Source organism: Microcystis flos-aquae FACHB-1344 (assembly GCF_014698375.1).
GTDB lineage: Bacteria > Cyanobacteriota > Cyanobacteriia > Cyanobacteriales > Microcystaceae > Microcystis > Microcystis aeruginosa.
Genome location: NZ_JACJSW010000213.1, coordinates 1 through 19,524, shown reverse-complemented (window position 1 = coordinate 19,524; position 19,524 = coordinate 1). Strand labels below are relative to the sequence as shown.

Here is a 19,524-nt window from a genome sequence, read left to right as displayed (position 1 = left end):
TAAATCTATTATTCCCGATAAATATCATCAATGCTACTTGTCGTCACAAAACTTCCCATTAGAGCAACCTACATCTACATCTTTGTTCTAACATTTATTGGTAAAACTATATAGCGTTTCTCACACCTGTGTGGCACAGTCAAACCTTTGCTGATTAAGCTTTTCACCATCGACAATGTACCTCTTGCGAACAGGAAACGCTATATAATGCCGTCAGACTGCCGGGGTAGGAGCTACCTAAACCGGGGAAGATATCTTTAACTAAAAGTGGACTCGCTGCCGGCGCTTGAGTATCTGAAAACTGGTTAGTCTTGGGCGGCAAGCTGTCCATAGAGTTTCTTTGGTATAGATAATAATCAATTTTAATAATTGACTATTATTGATGGTTTATTATGGTTTCAGTTGGCATTAATGGGCTTTATTATAGACAAATTAATCAATATTATTTATAAAGTTTTCTTAACTTTTTTTGTATCAAATTTACTTGAACGGGAGTATTAAATACTTATGATTGAGTTTGTGTAAAACACTTTTGCAATTATGGGATTTTAGGATTGACCAGATCTAGCTAAGAATTTAGCTTAAGCCTATTCTTTTGGATATAAACTTAATTCTAGAAAAACTATTGGTAATCAGAAAATGCTAACTTCATCGCCTCCCAATCTCTCACAACTTGCCCTTTTATTTCTCAAAATCGGCATTATCGGTTTTGGTGGTCCGGCTGCCCATATCGCTTTAATGGAGGAAGAAGTGGTTAAGCGTCGCGGTTGGATGACTAAGGAGCGATTTCTCGATTTGGTGGGGGCAACTAATCTGATTCCAGGTCCTAATTCCACGGAAATGGCCATTCATATCGGTTATATTTTTGGTGGTTTAGCGGGTTTAATAATCACGGGGGTTTGTTTTATCACTCCTGCGGTGTTAATTACGGGTTTTCTAGCTTGGATTTATACTACCTACGGGACTTTACCCGATGTGGCCCCGATTTTTGCGGGGATTAAACCGGTAGTAATTGCGGTGATTTTTCAGGCACTCTGGCGCTTAGGTAAAAAGGCACTAAAAACCCGTCAATTACTCTTCATCGGATTGGGAGTTATCGGATTATTAATCTTAGGTTTAAATGAAATTATCGCTTTACTGTTAGGCGGAATTATCGGGATGTTTATCCTAAAAAAATTCGCTACTTTCCCCCTGATTGTGGCAGGAATAGGCGGTGCGACGGCGGTTGCTACTCCTAGCAACATCCCACCGACATTAACAGGATTAGGGCTATTTTTCCTCAAGGTGGGTAGTGTTTTATTTGGTAGTGGTTATGTGTTAGTTGCCTTTTTAGAAGGGGATTTAGTGCAGGGGAAAGGATGGTTAACCCAGCAACAATTATTAGATGCTATTGCTGTGGGTCAATTTACCCCCGGACCGGTGTTATCCACAGCCACTTTTATCGGTTATCAAATATTAGGAGTATCGGGGGCAATTGTGGCTACTCTAGCGATTTTCTTTCCTTCTTTTATCTTTGTTTTATTACTTAATCCTCTTATTCCTAAGCTGAGACAATCCGCTTGGGCGGGTGCTTTTTTAGATGCAATTAATGCTAGTGCCGTGGCTTTAATGGTAGCGGTAATTTTTAATTTAGCTCTAGCTACTTGGTTACAACCCTACGGGAATTTACCTTTTAATTTATTGGCTATCATTCTATCTATTATTTCCGCTATTCTTTTACTCCGTTTTCAGGTTAATTCTACTTGGTTAATTCTGGCTGGTGCGCTCATTGGTTTACTCTTAAAACAATTAGGTTAGGGGGAAATACTGCCCCAAACTAACCTATATTTTCCTTAAACTTTTGCCATTAATGTAGTTGCTTCTCTGAGCTTTTCTACCCAGTTATAAATCTGATCGCGATCTAGTCTATAGCTGAGGGGATGAGCGATTAATCGAGCGCTACTAGCAAATAATTCGTCAATTTCTACTAAACCATTTTCGCGTAAAGTTCGACCGGTGGAAACTAGGTCAACTATCGCTTCTGACATCCCCGTAATCGGGCCTAATTCTACGGAACCATAGAGAGGTATAATCTCGACGGGAATATCTAAACGACGAAAATAATCCTTAGCACAATTGACAAATTTTGAGGCAACTTTACCGTGATGGGGAATATCTAAGGGACTTTGATAGGGACTATCAGCAGGGACAGCTACCGACATCCGACAGTAACCAAATTTTAGGTCAATTAAATTAGCCACATCGGGAGATTTTTCTGATAAAACATCATAACCGGCGATGCCTAATTGTGCCTGACCGTATTCTACATAAACTGGTACATCTGTGGCTCTGACTAATAACGCTTTCGCTTGGTTAGTGGGGTCGGTAATCTGTAATTGGCGATTTTTTGAGTCAAGAAAGGCACTAAAATCTAAGCCAATTTTCTGAAATATTTGGATACTTTCGTTTAGTAAAGCACCCTTCGGTAAGGCAATTGTTAGCATAGAGGGAATTATGAATTGGGAAGTGGGGAAGTGGGGTTTTTCAGTGAACAGTAAACAGTAATCAGTAATCAGTGAACTGAAAATTCGGCTCTGATAACCGAGATGGCAGTAAGTTCTCTAATGACCACATCAGCTAATTGTAAATCTTGATGGTTTTCTGGTTGCCAACTAATTGCGATCGCAGCTGCTGATTTTGCCTGTTTAGCCATTTCCCAATCGGCCCTAGTGTCCCCCACCATCAGGGTTTTGTCCACTGCGGTCCCCAAAGCTTGACAGGTTTCTTGCAATAATAAGGGATCGGGTTTACTTAAACCTCGATCGCAGCCCTGGGCAATTTTAATATAATTTAATAGGTGATTTTCCTTGACAAATTGCTCAACTCGTGCTGTGGTATCGGAGGAAAGAATCGCCAATTGTAAACCGGCCGCGTGCAGATAACGAATTACTTCTAAACATTGGGGATAGAGGGGATTTAAGCGGGGGGGAACCTTTTCATCGGCCGCTTGGAAGGCCGCTTTTGCGATCGCCATTGCCGTTAACCAATCCCGGCCGGTGGAAGCAATACAACCGGCAGCGACGATATGATTATCTCTGCGGCTGCCCACTGCCATTAAACCAGCAGGATTGAGACTATTTGCCCCAATACCGAAAGTTTTAGTTAATAAAGACTCTAAACCCGGAATTCGCGATTCAATGGCTTGTACCCGGGCTATAGCTCGATCGTACCAGAAAGCCTGCGAATCCTCTAGCGTACCGTCCTTATCAAAAACAATCCCTTGAATATCTCTAAATTCTCGATTACCACAGCGAATTATCGACAAATAAACCTCCTTATTTTTATTGAATGTCAGCCATCATTTTAGCTGTCAGGAGACAGGATTCAGGAGACAGGATTCAGGAGACAGGATTCAGGAGACAGGAGATTATTTTTTATTTATTCTCCCCACTTCCCCACTTCCCCACTTTCCTATACCTTTTAAACAGGATTTAGTATTACTCCTCAAAGGCAGCTTTTTGCTGACGGACTAAATCGACACCGCGGGAAGTTCCCAGACGGGTGGCCCCGGCCCGGATAAGAGTGATCGCTTGTTCTAGGGTGCGAATTCCGCCGGATGCTTTAATTCCTACCCGGCCTTTGCTAATTTCCTTGAGAAACTTGACATCGCTAACCGTTGCACCTCCAAACCAGCCGGTACTGGTTTTTAGGTAACTGACTCCTGCATCCATGCAAATTTCCGCCGCTAAACGTTTCTCGGTGTCCGTCAGTTGCGAGGTTTCCAGAATCGCTTTCACTGTCTGGCCGGTTTCCTGACAAATACTAGCAATTTCTTGGAATAATTGCTCAGATTTCCCATCTTTTAGCCAACCGAGATTAATAACCACCTCTAACTCCTTAGCACCATTATCTACGGCTTCTAAAGCCTCATAACGTTTAACTGCGGAGGTAGTGGCCCCTGCGGGAAAACCAATCACGGTAGAAACTAAAGTTTTTTTGCCGTGGAGTAACTGCACAGCTTGCTTAACGGCAGCGGGATAAACGCAGACGGTGGGAAAACGATATTGATCAGCCTGTTGACAGTAAGCCTCTAATTGTTCACGGGTGGCGGTGGGGATGAGGAGAGAATGGTCGATATATTGTGCTAAATCTAGATCAGAATCGGTGATAGCCATTATCTAAGCCTCAATATAGTCAATCGATCGCTATTTTCTCATTTTATGGAAGTCAAACAGCAAAGTCATCTCTCGTTAACCTAGAAATTCAGAGACTAGCAAAAATCCAGTAACCTAGGAAGAAACCGTCACAAGTGAAGACTAGGAGACAATAGACCTATGTTAGAAGCCTATCACCGACACGTTGCCGACCGAGCGAAATTAGGTATCCCTCCCCTTCCCCTCAATGCTCAACAAACGGCGGAATTATGCGAAATGCTCAAAAATCCGTCCGAAGAACTCAGGGGAGAATTGCTGACCCTGCTGCGTGACCGTGTTCCCCCCGGAGTTGATGAAGCGGCCTACGTTAAAGCGGGATTTTTAACAGGAATTGCCAAAGGTGAAATAAAATCTAGCGTTATCTCCGCTCAGGGTGCGGTTAGCTTACTGGGAACCATGGTAGGTGGTTATAACGTTCATTCTCTGATTGAACTGCTGAAATCCAGAGATATTAATATCGCCGCTGCCAGTGCCAGTGCTTTAAGTAAAACCCTGCTGGTATTCGACGCATTTAACGAGGTTTTGGAATTATCCGACACCAATCCCTATGCTAAACAGGTTATCGATGCTTGGGCCAATGGCGCTTGGTTTATCGCTAAACCGAAACTTGCTAAAGAAATTACCGTCACCGTTTTCAAAGTCCCGGGAGAAACCAATACAGATGACCTATCTCCCGCTCCCCATGCCACCACCCGGCCTGATATTCCCCTTCATGCCTTGGTAATGTTAGAAACCCGTCAACCCGGGTCCTTAGAAACCATTGCCGAATTGAAAAAATTAGGCCATCCGGTCGCCTATGTGGGGGATGTGGTCGGGACTGGTTCCAGCCGAAAATCGGCAATTAACTCGGTTCTCTGGCATATTGGCGATGATATTCCCTTTGTGCCTAATAAACGTGCTGGTGGCTATATTTTAGGCAGTAAAATCGCCCCTATCTTCTTTAATACGGCCGAGGATTCCGGCGCTTTACCGCTTGAATGCGATGTTAGCCAAATGAACACGGGGGATGTGATTAAAATCTATCCCTACGAAGGCAAAATCACCAACGAAGCGGGCGCAACTATTAGCACTTTTAGCCTCAAACCTGAGACAATTCTGGATGAAGTGCGCGCCGGCGGTCGTATTCCCCTCTTAATCGGTCGCAGTCTCACCGATAAAACCCGTCACGCCTTGGGACTTGAGGCTAGTACCCTATTTACCCGTCCCACTATGCCTAGTGACACGGGTAAAGGTTACACCCTAGCGCAAAAAATGGTCGGCAAAGCTTGCGGTTTACCCGGGGTGCGGCCGGGTACTTCCTGTGACCCAATTATGACTACGGTAGGGTCTCAGGATACCACCGGTCCGATGACCAGAGACGAGTTAAAAGAGTTAGCCTGTTTAGGTTTTAGCGCCGATTTAGTCATGCAGAGTTTCTGTCACACGGCAGCCTATCCCAAACCGGTTGATATTCAAACTCATCACCAATTACCCGACTTTTTCTCTACCCGGGGTGGGGTGGCTTTACGTCCGGGAGATGGCATTATTCACTCCTGGTTAAATCGGATGTTATTGCCGGATACGGTGGGGACTGGAGGCGATTCTCATACTCGTTTTCCCCTGGGAATTTCCTTTCCTGCGGGGTCGGGTTTAGTGGCATTTGCGGCCGCTTTGGGAGTAATGCCTTTGGATATGCCGGAATCGGTTTTAGTGCGTTTTACGGGGGAATTACAACCAGGTGTAACTCTGCGCGATATTGTTAATGCTATTCCCTACGTTGCCATCCAAGAAGGCAAATTAACCGTGGAAAAACAGAACAAAAAAAATGTTTTTAACGGTCGCATTATGGAGATGGAAGGGCTGCCGGATTTGAAATTAGAACAGGCTTTTGAGTTAACCGATGCCACGGCGGAACGTTCCTGTGCCGGTTGTACGATTAAGTTAAGTACCGAGACAGTGGCGGAATATTTACGTTCTAATGTGGCTCTGTTAAAAAATATGGCGGCCCGGGGTTATAGTGATGCCAAAACTATCCTACGTCGGGTAGCAAAAATGGAACAATGGTTAGCTAATCCCGTTCTGATGGAGGCAGATAAGGATGCCGAATATGCGGATATTATCACCGTCAACTTAAGCGAGATTAAAGAACCAATTGTCGCCGCACCCAATGACCCCGATAATATCAAGTTAATGTCGGAATGCGCTGGGGATAAAATCGATGAGGTGTTCATCGGTTCTTGTATGACTAATATCGGTCATTATCGCGCCGCCGCTAAGATATTAGAAGGAGCAGGAGTTGCTAAGGCTAAACTGTGGATTTGTCCCCCCACCCGCATGGATGAAAAACAATTGCGCGAGGAGGGAATGTACGGCATTTTTGCCGCTTCTGGGGCGCGTACCGAGATGCCGGGATGTTCCCTTTGTATGGGTAATCAAGCGCGGGTTGAAGACAGAGCAACGGTATTTTCTACCTCGACTCGTAACTTCAATAATCGCATGGGAAAAGATGCGCGAGTCTATCTCGGTTCCGCCGAATTAGCAGCGGTTTGTGCGCTGCTAGGACGCATTCCCACCGTCGAGGAATACCTCGCAATTGTCACCGAGAAAATTAATCCTTTTGCTGGCGATTTATACCGCTATTTGAACTTTAATGAAATCGCTGGTTTTGAGGATGAAGGCCGGGTAATTCCCCTAGAAGATTTACCTAAAATTGAGGATATCTTAGGGATTCCTTCTGGTGTTTTGAGTTAGTATGAAGGTTGAGGGTGAGCTATGAAAAGCTCACCCTCTGCTCAGAAAATAAAGAAGTAAAATTTATGGGGATGCCCTGTGAAGTGAATAGTATTTTAAAGTTAAAACCATCTCAAGGTTATCCAGAAAGTTTGGAATTATCTAAACAGTATCAAGGGAGCAAAGAAGATTATAGAATTATTCCTGTTGATGTTCCCATTCCTTTAGTAAATGAACATTGGGTTGCCTACGCAGATGTTATCATTGAAAAATTAGTTTGGGAAAATCGTCAAACAACAGTTTTATTTAGAATTGATAGGATTTATCCAGTCCCTTTTATTGTCAAAGAAACTTGAAATTAGATGAAGGATCAACAACGAATAATTATTGCAAGAATTATTAAGTATGAATTTGATTATTTTCTCAGAAAATTCAAGCCTTGGGAAAAGCTCATATTTTTGTTATACTTAATAGTAGCGATTGTGACAGGTTTAGGGGATGCAAGTTCATTTTTTACAGGAGAGAATAGTCCTATATCTAGGGAATGGAAATTATTAAAAAGCCCTCAAATAGTTACGATTATATCTATTATTATCTTAGGAATTCCTGTTTTACTCTCTCAAACACAGACTGGACAAGATACTGTTGAACTTTTAGAAACAATTCGCTAATTCGCGCCACAAAGCCACAAAACCCTTACCTTGCCTACATTTCACATTTATTCAGCAAGCCCTAAATATATTATTGATAAATTACTAGCTCATCAAATTAACCTTTTAGTTATTGGTCAAAATCAAGGCTGGAAACAAAACCTTAATATTGGGGATAGAAATAATCAGTCATTTGTGAATATTCCTCACTCAAGATTTATTGAACAACTAACTTACAAGGCAATTTTAGTCGGAATAAAAGTCATTACGACTAATGAAAGCTATACGTCTAAATGTAGTTTCTTAGATTTGGAACCAATTGGCAAACAAGAAAAATATGGTTCTTCGGTTTGTGTTAAGTACCTAAGCAAAATTAATTACACATATCTAACCACCTCTTGCCTCTTGCCCCTTGCCTCTTGCCTATCTTCACTAGGAAATTAATTTTGCACGACTACTTATGCAATGGAGGGGGGTTATAAAGGATAAAACCCTTACATAGAAAGACATTGCTTCGATTTTTGCCAATTTTTTTCTATCTAGAACGAGCTAATCAATTGAGTCTTTTGCCAGATAAGGATTTAGTCGATTTATGCCCCCCTATCGAACCATACCAAGTAACGAAGAACCAAAAATATTTGGGCAAGAGAGTTAAAAGAGGATTGTTTAGAAGTTCGTCAGGTTATCTCTATGGAGCAGATATTAATGGTTCGTTAAATATAGGGAGAAAGGTAGTCGGAGAGGTTGCATTTAGCAAGAATCCGATAGAGAGGCTTGTAGTTAGCCCTGTACGGGTCAAAGCGTACAAAGCTGATTCAAAGTGCGACGTTTGCGTACAGAATTAGTAACTATGAAATGACTATAACTCAAAAAGATTGGGATTGAATTGCCGTGATTACCACCGTATTGATAATATCGGGAACGGTACAACCGCGACTGAGATCATTGACGGGTTTTTTTAATCCCTGTAGGATTGGACCAATCGCTAAAGCTTTCGTTTCCCGCTGCACGGCTTTATAAGTATTATTACCTGTATTCAGGTCAGGAAAAATAAACACCGTCGCTTGGCCCGCCACCTCTGACCCCGGCATTTTTTGGGCAGCTACTTCCTTATCCACGGCCGCATCGTACTGAATCGGCCCTTCTAGCTTCAAATCGGGGCGTTTTTCCCTAGCGATTTTGGTCGCTCGTCGTACTTTTTCCACGTCTTCTCCCTGGCCCGATTGACCCGAAGAATAGGAAAGCAGGGCGATTCGCGGTTCAATTCCGAATTTTTGGGCGGTTTCGGCAGAAGATAGGGCGATTTCGGCTAATTCCTCGGCACTGGGGTCGGGATTCACCGCACAATCCCCATAGACCAAGACTCGATCCTCTAGACACATAAAAAAGACCGAGGAGACGATCGCACAATCGGGCTTAGTTTTGATAATCTGGAGTGCAGGCCGAATCGTGTGTTGAGTTGTATGCACTGCCCCCGATACCATACCATCAGCATCGCCTTGATACACCATTAAAGTGCCAAAATAGGAGACATCCTGAGCATAATCCCGGGCCATATCGAGGTTCATTCCCTTGGCTTTTCTCGCTTCGTAGAGGGTCTGCACATAGCTTTCAAAATGGGGACTAGCCACGGGGTTAATAATTTGCAGGCGATCGAGATCGAGAGTGATACCATGTTTTTTAATCACTATTTCGATCTCGTCCGGTTGTCCCAAGAGGGTTAAATCGACGATATCCTGTTCGATTAAAACTGTGGCTGCCTGGAGGATGCGCGGTTCAGTACCCTCGGCCAAAACGATGTGCCGTTTTTGCGCTTTGGCCTGTTGTACGAGATTATAGGTGAACATCTTCGGGGTAATCCCCTGGGTCCGCAAAGTGTGAATTTGCGCTTCTAGGCGATCGAGATTGATGTTACTGTGAAAAAGCTGCAGACTGAGGTTAATTTTATCGTAGTCGGTCGAGGTCAGGGTGGTCCGCACTTGGTGGATGCGTTCGGCCGTGGTGTAGGTATCGGTGGTGACGGAGAGAATCGGTAAGGGATCGGGCAAACCTTCAATTAAACGGGCGATCGAAGGATTGAGGTTATGACCTGCTGTTAAGACTATACCGGCTAATTGGGGATAATTGGCCGATTGGTGGGCCTGTAACATCCCGATAATCACATCGCCGCGATCCCAAGGGGTGATAATTAAACTATCTTCTTTTAACCGCTCTAGGGCATTTTGCATCTGCATGGCCACCACCAGAAAGTTACTAGCTAAACTGTCTAATCTCTGCTGTCCGTAGAGAACTTTTGCCTGTAATTGTTGGGCGATTTCTGCCACTCGCGGGCTGCTCAGTTTGGCATTGTGGGGAATCACTCCTAGAGCATATTCTTGGGGGGGAAAAATTTTAGTCAGGGTTTTCCGTAATTCCCCTATTTTTTCCTCTTCAGCTTGATTGATAATAATCCCAATCACCGTACAACCTTTATCTTGGTAGGTGTCGCAGGAAATCAGGATCGGACTAAGGGCATCTTCGATACTGCGCTGGTAGGCATTACCTAATATTAAGATGGGATGGCCGAGATTTTTGGCGATTTCTGTATTTAGTTCAAATTCAAAGGCGGAATTTTCTTGCAGATAATCGGAACCTTCACAGAGGATAAAATCATATTTTTTTTCTAAGTTTTTAAACTTTTTGATAATTCTTTCGATGATTTCATCAAATTTTTGTTGTACCAATAAATCCTTAACTTCGTCATAACATAAACCAAAGGCCTCTTCGTAGGTTTGTTCTAATTTAAAATAATTGAGGATTAAGTCAATGTCTTCGTCCCGATGACCTTGGGAACAGTCGAGAACAATTGGCTGGAAAAAAGCAACTTTATTAGTTTTGCGGAGAATTAAGTCAATAATTCCTAAAGCTACTAACGCTTTACCGCTTCCCGTTGCCGTCGTGCTGATATATAAAGAGTTAGTCATGGGTAGAGAAGAATAATAACGAGGGTGGAATTTAATTCACTCACCCCAACCTTGAGGTGGGCAATTGATCCCCCCTTAATCCCCCCTTAATAAGGTGGTTTTGATCCCCCCTTAATCCCCCCTTAATAAGGGGGGCTGCGAGCAAGTTGTCTATAAGGGCGTGAATTGTTGGGAAATTTTCAGGTAAACTATCTTTAGTTGTTGGCTAATCCAGAGATTTTTCTCACAGAGCGATCGCTGTTTGAATATCTACCAGAGAGTGATGGACTATACCTTGTAATCTAGCAGTTATTTTGTCCGATTGCTGTTCACTGGTAACATTTTTTCCATGAACTTGATTTAATTTCCTCAGATTACAATAAAGACTCCAGAAAATCCTATCACCGGCTTTTCAGCTAGGGCTTGGTTTTTCACAAAGATTTAAGCTTATCTCCCTCCGCTTGCCATTAAATCTTAACTGGAAGCGATTACCCCAGATTGTTGAAACCATTGGCTAATTCCGGCGGCTAAAACTTGCGCTAATTGTTTTTGTGCCTGAGTATCGGTAATCCATTCAAATTCTTGAGGATTACTCATAAATCCTAACTCTAATAACAATGAAGGACTACTATAGGGACGAGTTAAAGCTAAATTATTCCAAAATACTCCATAGGAAGGACGGTTAAGATTTTTAGTTAAATAATCGTGGAGAAAAACCGATAGATCCGCTGCTTGGGGATGATACCAAAATATGCCAATTCCTTGAGTATTTAAGGCATCTCCATCATCAGGTAAAGCATTATAGTGAACTGATATTGCTAGGGTTGGTTGCAGATTATTAATCATCTCTACCCGTGCCGGTAGGGATAAATCAATGTCCGTTTCTCTGGTTAAATAAACTGTTGCCCCCAATTTTTCTAACTCCCGTTTAATTAATTTAGACATAAGCAAATTAATCTCTTTTTCTGTGTAACCCGTCGGACCGACAGCACCGGTTTCTTTACCTCCGTGTCCGGGATCTAATAAAATAACTTTGCCCTGTAAATTATCACTTTTTTCCGGGGGATGACGCAGGGTTAAGATTAAATTTGTCCCCGGGTAACGAAGACTATAACCCCACTGTTGTTTTTGGTTAAGGTTAAAAGTGTATTCTATCGTAGTCGGGTTAATTTGTCGCCAATCTAAACGTCTGATTAAAGGATTATCCACTAGAAAAATTGTATCGGTTTGGGCAATGGTATTATAAAGGGTCAAAATAAATTTATCATCCTCTTGTGCCACGGCGATGGGTACAGGATGGGAGAGGGGAAAAATAATTTCCGTTGCTTGATTGATACTTCGAGAAGAGAGACCGCGAATATTAGCATTATCTAGGACTTCATTAACTATTAAACGGGTTTCTCGCTCTAAAATCCAACCACCATAATCTAACCGTAACCAATCCCCTTCTTTCCCAGTGACTCTCGCTTTCGTACCTTGGGGTAAAGGAGTTAAACGGGAATAATCACTACCCGGCCCCGTGCGCGCTACCCCTTCCGCAACTATAATTTCAATCACCGGTAAATTTTGATCGCTAATAATGTTAATTTCTCCTTGACCTTGTTGGCTAATCGAGCGATTATTTAATTGTGCTGTAAAAATAGGTTTTCCTAAGTTAGCCTCTTGCTTAAACTGCTGACAACCTCGATAGTAACCAGTTTTATCCTCGGAATTCGCTTGATTAAGATTAGTTAAAACTGCGGCATTACTAGGCAGTTTTGTGGTTTGAGGTTGGGGTAAAAGAGGCAGAATTTTATCTCCTAACTGCACAGAAACCTGAGCTTGGGGAGTGGCAATCGCACTAAAACAAATCCATTCCCCCACTAACCTCGTCCTATGGACAGCAGGACTGAGAGAGTTATCAGCAAAAGCTAATCCTTGGGGAATAACTGCTTGAGTATCTAGACGAATTATTTGACGATTAATAGTTTGGTTTTGATAGCGAATAGTGAAATTATTTTCGCCAACTTCTAGGGGAAAACTAGGGGCAAAATATCCTTTAGCACTGCGTTGAATCGGTTGATTATTGAGCAAAACTTGACCCGATGGAGGAGCAGAGCCAATAAAAAAGATTCTAGCGGCCGTGGTTTGATGATTATCGGGAGGATAAACAATCATCAATGAGGTAGATTTAGCGCTGATACTGTGATAAAAACCGATTAATAGCACTAAACCCCAACCAATTAAGATATTTTGCCCAAAAGTTCTCACTTTTAACCAGAATGTCCCCATATTATCCCCCTCTTAGCTGACAAATATTATCCTAAGACAAATTCTAAAGGTTTGTTGTTCGTCTTCTCAGTTGTACTGCATTTAAACTGATCAGGAAATTCAGTACAAATGCTCTGACTTCTTCTCCCCTCTCCCTGTTTTTGACCCTCATCCCTTATGATCAATATAGATTAACTTTTGTAAAGGAATCGGAGTTATGGCTTTAACCGTTGGAACAATCGCACCGAACTTTACCACCACCGACGATACTGGAAAAACCGTTTCCCTGTCGGATTTTCAAGGTAAAGTCGTAGTTTTATACTTCTATCCCAAAGATGATACCCCCGGCTGCACCAAGCAAGCGCAAAGCTTCCGGGATAACTACGAACAATACCAAGACAAGGAAATAGTAGTCTTCGGGGTGAGCAGGGATGACCAGGGTTCCCATGCACAATTTAAAGAAAAATACGGTTTACCCTTCCAATTGCTCGTAGATACCGATGGTGCTATCACCAAAGCTTATGACGTCGATGGGGGTGGCTATTCTAAGCGCGTCACCTATATCATCGATGCAGAAGGCAAAATTAGCCATGTGGATGACAAAGTGAATACCGCTAGTCACGCATCGGATATTCTCTGTGTCGTCGGTTAATTTTCCCTAAAATCTTTTCTGGGTGTGTTAGGGCAGCCTAATACACCAGGTATCTATTTTTTAGTTCACTGATAATCAGTTTTTAATAACCAGATTTAGTCTGATCACCCTGATAAACTTAAACTAACGAAATAGGGCTTGCTGAATAAATGTGAAATGTAGGCGAGGCAAGGGTTTTGGGCTTTTCTTGCGAAACAGGTGCAAGGTTTTGAGTCCTGTAGGGGCGAAGCATTCGGGCGATAACCTATCGCTGAAACCGTAGATTTCCTATCCGAATGCTTCGCCCCTAATTTTTGCCGCAAGCCCTATTTAAGGCCTGCTGATGAGGAACTGAATATCAAAAATCGGACTACAATAATGCTATTATCAAATATCTTGGTGGGATTAATCGGCAATCATGGTTAAGTTTAGCAAGTACCTAAAGAGGTTTGGGATTGTTGCTGGAGTGGCTTTTTTGTTGTTGGTTACTCACCGAGCGGCTCCCCGAAAGGCAGTGGAAAATGAGCAGATGAAGGGGGTTTGGTTAACCAATATTGGCACGATATTGTTACATCACACTACGTCCTTAGATGAGGTGTTAAATCATCTTTCGCGATCGGGTTATGACCGGGTGTATTTTAGTGTTTATGGGTTGAGGGGAACGCTTTATCCGACTTCCCAACGTCCGACGAATTGGTTGTTTGTGCCGCCGTTGAGCAATCCCTGGAGGGCAGCGGTTAAGGAGTCTTTACGGCAGGGTTTGAAACCATTTGCTTGGTTTGAGTATGGTTTGATGTTATCCCCTAATGATCCCATTGCCAAAAAGCATCCGGATTGGCTATTAAAAACGCCCGCAGGGAAGACGGTGGTGGAAACCAATGTCTGGTTAGATCCGGCGAATCCGCAGGTGCAAGCCTATCTTTTGGGCAATATGGAAGATATTTTAAAAGAAAAAGATTTGGCGGGGATTCAGTTAGATGATCATTGGGCAGTTCCGCGTGTTTTTGGTAATAAAAGTCAAGCTTTAACGAATTTAACCCGCAAGTTGCACGATCATGTCAAGGCGATTAATCCCAAGTTGGTGGTGAGTCTTTCGCCTAATCCTCACTCTTTTGCGGTGAATAAATATAATCAAAATTGGTTGGCTTGGGTGCGTCAAGGGATTGTGGATGAGGTGGTCCTACAGATCTATCGGAAAACTCCCAATCAGGTGGCGGCAAGTCTTTCGGGATCGGGACTGGCGACAGCTTCCAGGTATGTGCCGGTGGGGGTGGGTTTATATGCGGGTTGGAATCCTGATTTTTCCTTAAAGGGTTTACAAGCTCAGATGAGGACGGTGGAGCGTCAGGGTTATGGCTATTCGTTATTTTGTTGGGAGTTTGTGGTCATGCGTCATCTTTTTAATCATATTCCTCGGTTTTAAGTGAAAAGGCTAGTATAATTAAGGGTGTTCTAAGTAAGTGGTTCTAATTACATAGAAGATAGATTTTGCCTTCGATCTCCCCCTGCTTTCTAGGGTTGATTCATGAATCAACCCTACCCTTAATACTGGGGCTGATTCATTCTCCGAATCTAATTCTTTTTTTTGCTACTCTTAATGGCTTATGAGGTAAGCTAGGGAGTAGGGGAGTACAGGTTTTTGCTCTCATAGTAGATTGATTCATGAATCAATCTACCGTTAGGGGAGCCTCATACACCCAATGTTTATTTTCCAATTCACTGATACAATCGACCGCGCCAACTTTGGGGACGGGTAAAAGCAGAGATAAAAATGCGGATAACTGCCAGCGGATCCGCTAGGGGAGATAGCCAAAATAATCCTGAAGATAGATTGACTTTTTCGCCCCGATAGTAGCTAGGAGAGACGGCCAATAAAAGGGCAAAGCGAATCAATAACAGCAGCAGGTTTAAAGTCAAGACAATTTTTAAACTCAGGAAATTGTAGCCAAAAATCAAAGCTGTGAGCAGTAAAGGGGTGATAATTATCGGTAATCCCTGAGTAAGAGCTAATAAAGCTAAATCGCCCCATAATTGCCCCTGATAGGAGGCATCTTTGAGGTCAAGGGATCTGCCCCATTCGCGCCAAGTTTCCTTGAGTCCTTCGTACATCCGCACGCGAATTAACTTCGCCCCATCGAGAAATCCCACCCGATAGCCTTTCGTTGCCGCTAGACGGGCCAGGGTGACATCATCGCAAAAAGAACCTTTTGCCCCGCTATAACCGTCTAAAGCCGCTAAAACTGACCGCCGACAGAGAAAACATTGACCATTGGCCATCACTCTTTCGGTATCTTGCTCGCGCACTCCGGCCGCATCAAAGCGATAGAGCAAAGTCATCAATAAAGCTGGCTGTAACCACCATTCTCCCGGATAGGAGAGGATAAATTGCGGCGACAGGGAAACTAAATCGTAACCTTCTGCGATCGCAGCTTTAACTAAACTAGCGACTAAATTTGCTTGGGGTTGCGTATCGGCATCAATGCCCAAAATCCAGTCACTTTTAGGGGAACTAAACAAAAAACCATTGTGTAACGCCCAGGGACGACCTACCCAATCGGGAGGCAAAGGATAATCGGTTTTCAAGCGAAAGCGGGGGTCTTTTGCCGCTATCTCTTTGACTTTTTCCCGCGTACCATCTTGGGAATTGCTATCGACAATCAGAATTTCTCGCACTTCGTAACTCTGTTGACTCAATCCCCGTAAACAACCGTCAATCCTGGCCACTTCGTTTAACGTCGGCACAATCACGCTTACTGTCCCTAACATCTCCGGGGTGGGGGGTTGGGGAGTCAGGGGAGGACGACGACGCGCCCCTTTTAGCAGACGGGAAAGAAGGATAAAAAAGGCAACAGCCTGAGACAGCAGTAGCCCCAGGCAGAATGCACCGAGAATTATCTCAGTTAACAACTTATTTGGCTCCTCTCACCGACACAACGGGGATTTTTAGGGTTGTTACTTCGCTGGTTGCCACTGTTTGCCCGGAAGCAACAGCCTTGGCGCGATTATAGAGGAGTATTAAAGGCAGAATACCGGTGAGTAATCCTAAGAAAATCGGCGGATAAATACCAGCACCCATACTCATGACCGTAGCAAAGCCAAAATTACCTAAATACATCACAAAAGGTAGGGTTACATCTTGACTTGGCAGTTTCACTGGTTGCACTTGCCAGATTAAAGTGGCTACCGTCATAAAAACACAGCCTGTACCGAACCAACCGGCAAAATTTTCATAGGGCATCCCAAAGAAGGCCCCCGGTTGTTCCCAAATCCAGAAGGGCATGGTAGTTTGACTCATGGCCGGATCTAGGACAAAATCCCATGAAGTTAATAATACCGCCCCGATAGCGATCGCTCCTAGATTTTGTAGCCATTGGGGTATAGCAAGAGTGGATAAACCAACACGAGCGATGATATAGGCACTAAAACCGAGATAAAACCAAGATAGGGGGATAGTAAAGGGTACTAAACCCGCAATTTTGTAACCTAGGCCCGAAAGATAACGATAATGACCGAAAGGAAAGCCGGTACTGGTTCCCAAAAGTTCGCTACAAAGGGATAAACTGATAGCGGGAACCATGAATCCTAACCAGTGCCACACTCCTAGAGTCCGATAGGCATAAACAGCCACCGCTGCCATTCCTAACACCATATACACCACACCCCCCCCGGCCATTGACCAAGCAAAGGCGGTTTTGCCAAAATCCGGTAAATTGGCCACAAATTCGGGATGGGGCAAGACTAGCAACAATCCCGCTAGTCCAAAAGCCATCGATACGATATGACCGATGAGCAGAGCTTTTTCGATCGCAATTAGTCGTCTCATTAAATCTCTAGCACTGCGAAAGGATAATCATTTTCAAGTTTACAAATCTTTATTAAAGAATTATTACCCAGATCGGTCACTTTCGGCAAAAAAGTTTTACGGGGGTTAGGGAGTTTCCTGTAGTGGTGGTTTAGGAGTCAGTAGGCAGGAGTCAGTGGTCATAATAATCAATCAAATTGTCTATTTAGAGATTTTGTGGTACTTTATACTTAGTTTTTTCATTTTTTCAACCCCCAAAAATTAATTATGCAAGGGGCAATGACTAAAAATGCCTGAAAATATATGTTAAAAATGATGCTTTTAGCCCGAAAAAAAGGTTCTTCGGTTTGTGTTATGTGATGGACGGGGGTTATAAGGGATGAAACCCTTATATAGAAAGACATGGCTGCGATTTTTGCCAATTGTTTTCGATCTAGAACGAGCTAATCAATTAAGTCTCTTGCCAGATAAGGATTTAGTCGATTTATGCCCCCTGCTCGAACCATAGCAAGTAACGAAGAACCAAAACTCTCTCCACCAGACTCACTATAATTAACACAGTAGCCTAGCTATGTCGGCAGAATCTAGACATCGGAGCTTACTTGCCAATCGATACCAACTGGTCGAGTTGATCGGTAGCGGCGCCATGGGACAAGTATATCGAGCAGAAGATAAACTATTAGGTGGCGTAACCGTCGCCGTGAAATTACTCTCGCAAACTCTCCTCAGCCAAAGAATGCGTGAGCGCTTCGAGCGAGAGGCGACTATTTCGGCACTTTTAGGCGAAAAAAGTCTTCATATTGTTAAAGTTCGTGATTATGGTGTAGATGACAAGGAAGTCCCCTTCTACGTCATGGAATTTTTGCAGGGGGAGAGCATGAGTGGAATCATCAAACATCAGCCGCTGCCCCTCCCGCGCTTTCTCAATCTCACCCGTCAGATTTGTTTCGGCCTGGAATGCGCCCATAAGGGTATTATCTTCCAAGGGGAGATGTGTCCGATTATTCACCGGGACATCAAACCAAGCAATATTATGGTGATTCAGGACTCAGGATTAGGGGAATTGGTGAAAATTCTTGATTTTGGCATCGCTAAACTCATCCAATCGGGAGAATCCCAAACCCAATCGTTTATGGGAACCTTAGCCTATTGTTCCCCAGAACAGATGGAAGGTAAAGAACTCGATCATCGTTCCGATATCTACAGTTTTGGGATTATGATGTACGAGATGCTCACGGGAGAAACGCCCGTTTTTCCCGATAATCCCTCCTTTGGCAGTTGGTATGAGGCTCACCACTACGCCGAACCCCGTTCCTTTAATTCTAGCTTGCAATTACCGCCAGAATTAGAACAGTTAATCCTGCGCTGCTTGGCCAAAGCACCCAGCGATCGCCCGTCAAGTGTTACAGATATACTACAACGTCTCGAACGACTTGAACCCCCAGTCAAAAATGAAATAGTCAAAAAAACCGACGATTACACCAGCAAAATCAAAACCCTTGATGATTTAAATCAAACCATTGTTTCTGCTGCTAATGCGAGGGATATCTGTCTCAAGTCCAGTTGGCCCGAGGATAAACCGCGCCAAAAAATTGTCTTCTCATGCTGCCTCCGGGCTGCTGACGGCGTTCTTCCAGGTTTATGGGTAATGTTGGATCGAGAAGATATCGCCGTCCGGGTTGCTAGTGTCCGTTATAATCAATTCCTCTTTTTACCCGCACCCCACCCGATGATTCTCTGGATTACTGTCCTCTATCATCGTCAATGGGGACCCCGCTGGTTGCCCTGTTATTTGGACTTAAAAACCCCCCAAGGTCAAAAAATGACCAAAACCCTCGCCGAAGCCGGTCAATACTGGATTTTATTTTTCCCCCTCGAAGGCAGCCCGATCTGTGAAAATGTGATCACCGCTAATATTCCCGCCAATCAATGCCAAATTTTGCAGCAATGGGTGAGAGATAGTCAATTAGCCTCAGTGGGCAGCCCGCAAATTAGCAAGCGGATGTTAAAACGGAAACTCGAGCAACTTAAACCCCAGATTCTGGCCAAATTAGAGTCGGAACTGGCCGGGCAGCCCTAAAAAATCAGGGGGGTATTGTAAAGTTTTGTAAAAAATATATGCAAATGACTGCAAACAACTGCTAATATGGTTAGTACAAGTTTACATTGCAGTTCACATGAAACTATCAGATTATGCTAAGAAAAAAGGGATCAGTTATGACACTGCTTGGAGAATGTGGAATCGAGGGCAGTTACAAGGAGAACGTCTTCCCACAGGAACAATTATTATTTTTGAAGATGACCGTTCAGTGCGTGAAAATAAAGTTGCTATTTATGCAAGAGTTTC

General features: G+C 43.4%; 15 protein-coding genes and 2 pseudogenes. 10 read left to right on the top strand and 7 right to left on the bottom strand.

The features are described from left to right. Nucleotides 1-639 precede the first annotated feature (639 nt). Nucleotides 640-1,797 (top strand): chromate efflux transporter, encoded by a 1,158-nt coding sequence (chrA, locus tag H6G48_RS22195; RefSeq protein WP_190723213.1) that lies wholly within the window; start codon nt 640-642, stop codon nt 1,795-1,797. A gap of 35 nt (nt 1,798-1,832) precedes the next feature. Here the strand turns inward: chrA and hisG are convergent, their stop codons facing one another. From hisG to deoC, 3 genes are all read right to left on the bottom strand, one after another. Next, nucleotides 1,833-2,483, bottom strand: a complete 651-nt coding sequence (gene hisG, locus H6G48_RS22190) for an ATP phosphoribosyltransferase (RefSeq protein WP_190723212.1) — start codon at nt 2,481-2,483, stop codon at nt 1,833-1,835. Nucleotides 2,484-2,551: 68 nt separating this feature from the next. Then, nucleotides 2,552-3,304: an HAD family hydrolase gene (locus H6G48_RS22185; RefSeq protein WP_190723211.1), complete on the bottom strand. Its 753-nt coding sequence runs from the start codon at nt 3,302-3,304 to the stop codon at nt 2,552-2,554. A 172-nt stretch (nt 3,305-3,476) separates the two neighbouring features. Then, entirely contained in the window at nt 3,477-4,154 is a 678-nt protein-coding gene (deoC, locus tag H6G48_RS22180; RefSeq protein WP_190723210.1) for a deoxyribose-phosphate aldolase, read from the bottom strand. Nucleotides 4,155-4,313: 159 nt separating this feature from the next. On the opposite strand from deoC, the gene acnB reads away from it, so the two are divergent. The 4 genes and pseudogenes from acnB to H6G48_RS27575 form a co-directional block, all read left to right on the top strand. Then, nucleotides 4,314-6,923 carry a bifunctional aconitate hydratase 2/2-methylisocitrate dehydratase gene (acnB, locus tag H6G48_RS22175; protein WP_190723209.1) on the top strand — a complete coding sequence of 870 codons (2,610 nt, stop codon included), beginning with the start codon at nt 4,314-4,316 and terminating at the stop codon, nt 6,921-6,923. A 14-nt stretch (nt 6,924-6,937) separates the two neighbouring features. Next, a complete protein-coding gene (locus tag H6G48_RS22170) occupies nt 6,938-7,258 on the top strand; it encodes a DUF2584 domain-containing protein (protein ID WP_287738921.1) in 321 nt (106 codons plus the stop codon). Nucleotides 7,259-7,264: 6 nt separating this feature from the next. Next, nucleotides 7,265-7,573: a hypothetical protein gene (locus H6G48_RS22165; protein ID WP_242034737.1), complete on the top strand. Its 309-nt coding sequence runs from the start codon at nt 7,265-7,267 to the stop codon at nt 7,571-7,573. 63 nt (nt 7,574-7,636) lie between these two features. Next, a pseudogene (locus H6G48_RS27575) lies at nt 7,637-7,891 on the top strand (IS200/IS605 family accessory protein TnpB-related protein); the annotation flags it as partial. 527 nt (nt 7,892-8,418) lie between these two features. Here the strand turns inward: H6G48_RS27575 and pta are convergent. Both pta and H6G48_RS22150 read right to left on the bottom strand, forming a co-directional pair. Next, a complete protein-coding gene (pta, locus tag H6G48_RS22155; protein ID WP_190723208.1) occupies nt 8,419-10,515 on the bottom strand; it encodes a phosphate acetyltransferase in 2,097 nt (698 codons plus the stop codon). A gap of 453 nt (nt 10,516-10,968) precedes the next feature. After that, a complete protein-coding gene (locus H6G48_RS22150) occupies nt 10,969-12,765 on the bottom strand; it encodes an N-acetylmuramoyl-L-alanine amidase family protein (protein ID WP_190723207.1) in 1,797 nt (598 codons plus the stop codon). Nucleotides 12,766-12,961: 196 nt separating this feature from the next. On the opposite strand from H6G48_RS22150, the gene H6G48_RS22145 reads away from it, so the two are divergent. Together H6G48_RS22145 and H6G48_RS22140 are read left to right on the top strand one after the other, a co-directional pair. Next, complete coding sequence (locus tag H6G48_RS22145) at nt 12,962-13,396, top strand: peroxiredoxin (RefSeq protein ID WP_002761836.1); 435 nt, start codon at nt 12,962-12,964, stop codon at nt 13,394-13,396. Between the two features lie 397 nt (nt 13,397-13,793). Continuing rightward, nucleotides 13,794-14,798, top strand: a complete 1,005-nt coding sequence (locus H6G48_RS22140; RefSeq protein ID WP_190723206.1) for a glycoside hydrolase family 10-like protein — start codon at nt 13,794-13,796, stop codon at nt 14,796-14,798. A gap of 293 nt (nt 14,799-15,091) precedes the next feature. On the opposite strand, the gene cruG is transcribed toward H6G48_RS22140, so the two are convergent. Then, complete coding sequence (gene cruG / locus H6G48_RS22135) at nt 15,092-16,282, bottom strand: 2'-O-glycosyltransferase CruG (RefSeq protein WP_190723205.1); 1,191 nt, start codon at nt 16,280-16,282, stop codon at nt 15,092-15,094. A 1-nt stretch (nt 16,283) separates the two neighbouring features. Continuing rightward, nucleotides 16,284-17,198, bottom strand: coding sequence for a gamma-carotene 1'-hydroxylase CruF (gene cruF / locus H6G48_RS22130; protein WP_190723204.1), 915 nt, complete (start codon nt 17,196-17,198; stop codon nt 16,284-16,286). A gap of 358 nt (nt 17,199-17,556) precedes the next feature. On the opposite strand from cruF, the gene H6G48_RS26970 reads away from it, so the two are divergent. The 3 genes and pseudogenes from H6G48_RS26970 to H6G48_RS26585 all read left to right on the top strand — a co-directional run. Then, nucleotides 17,557-17,685, top strand: a complete 129-nt coding sequence (locus tag H6G48_RS26970) for a hypothetical protein (RefSeq protein WP_277925693.1) — start codon at nt 17,557-17,559, stop codon at nt 17,683-17,685. A 63-nt stretch (nt 17,686-17,748) separates the two neighbouring features. Then, a complete protein-coding gene (locus H6G48_RS22125) occupies nt 17,749-19,257 on the top strand; it encodes a serine/threonine protein kinase (RefSeq protein WP_190723203.1) in 1,509 nt (502 codons plus the stop codon). Nucleotides 19,258-19,354: 97 nt separating this feature from the next. Next, nucleotides 19,355-19,524: pseudogene (locus H6G48_RS26585) on the top strand (IS607 family transposase); the annotation flags it as partial.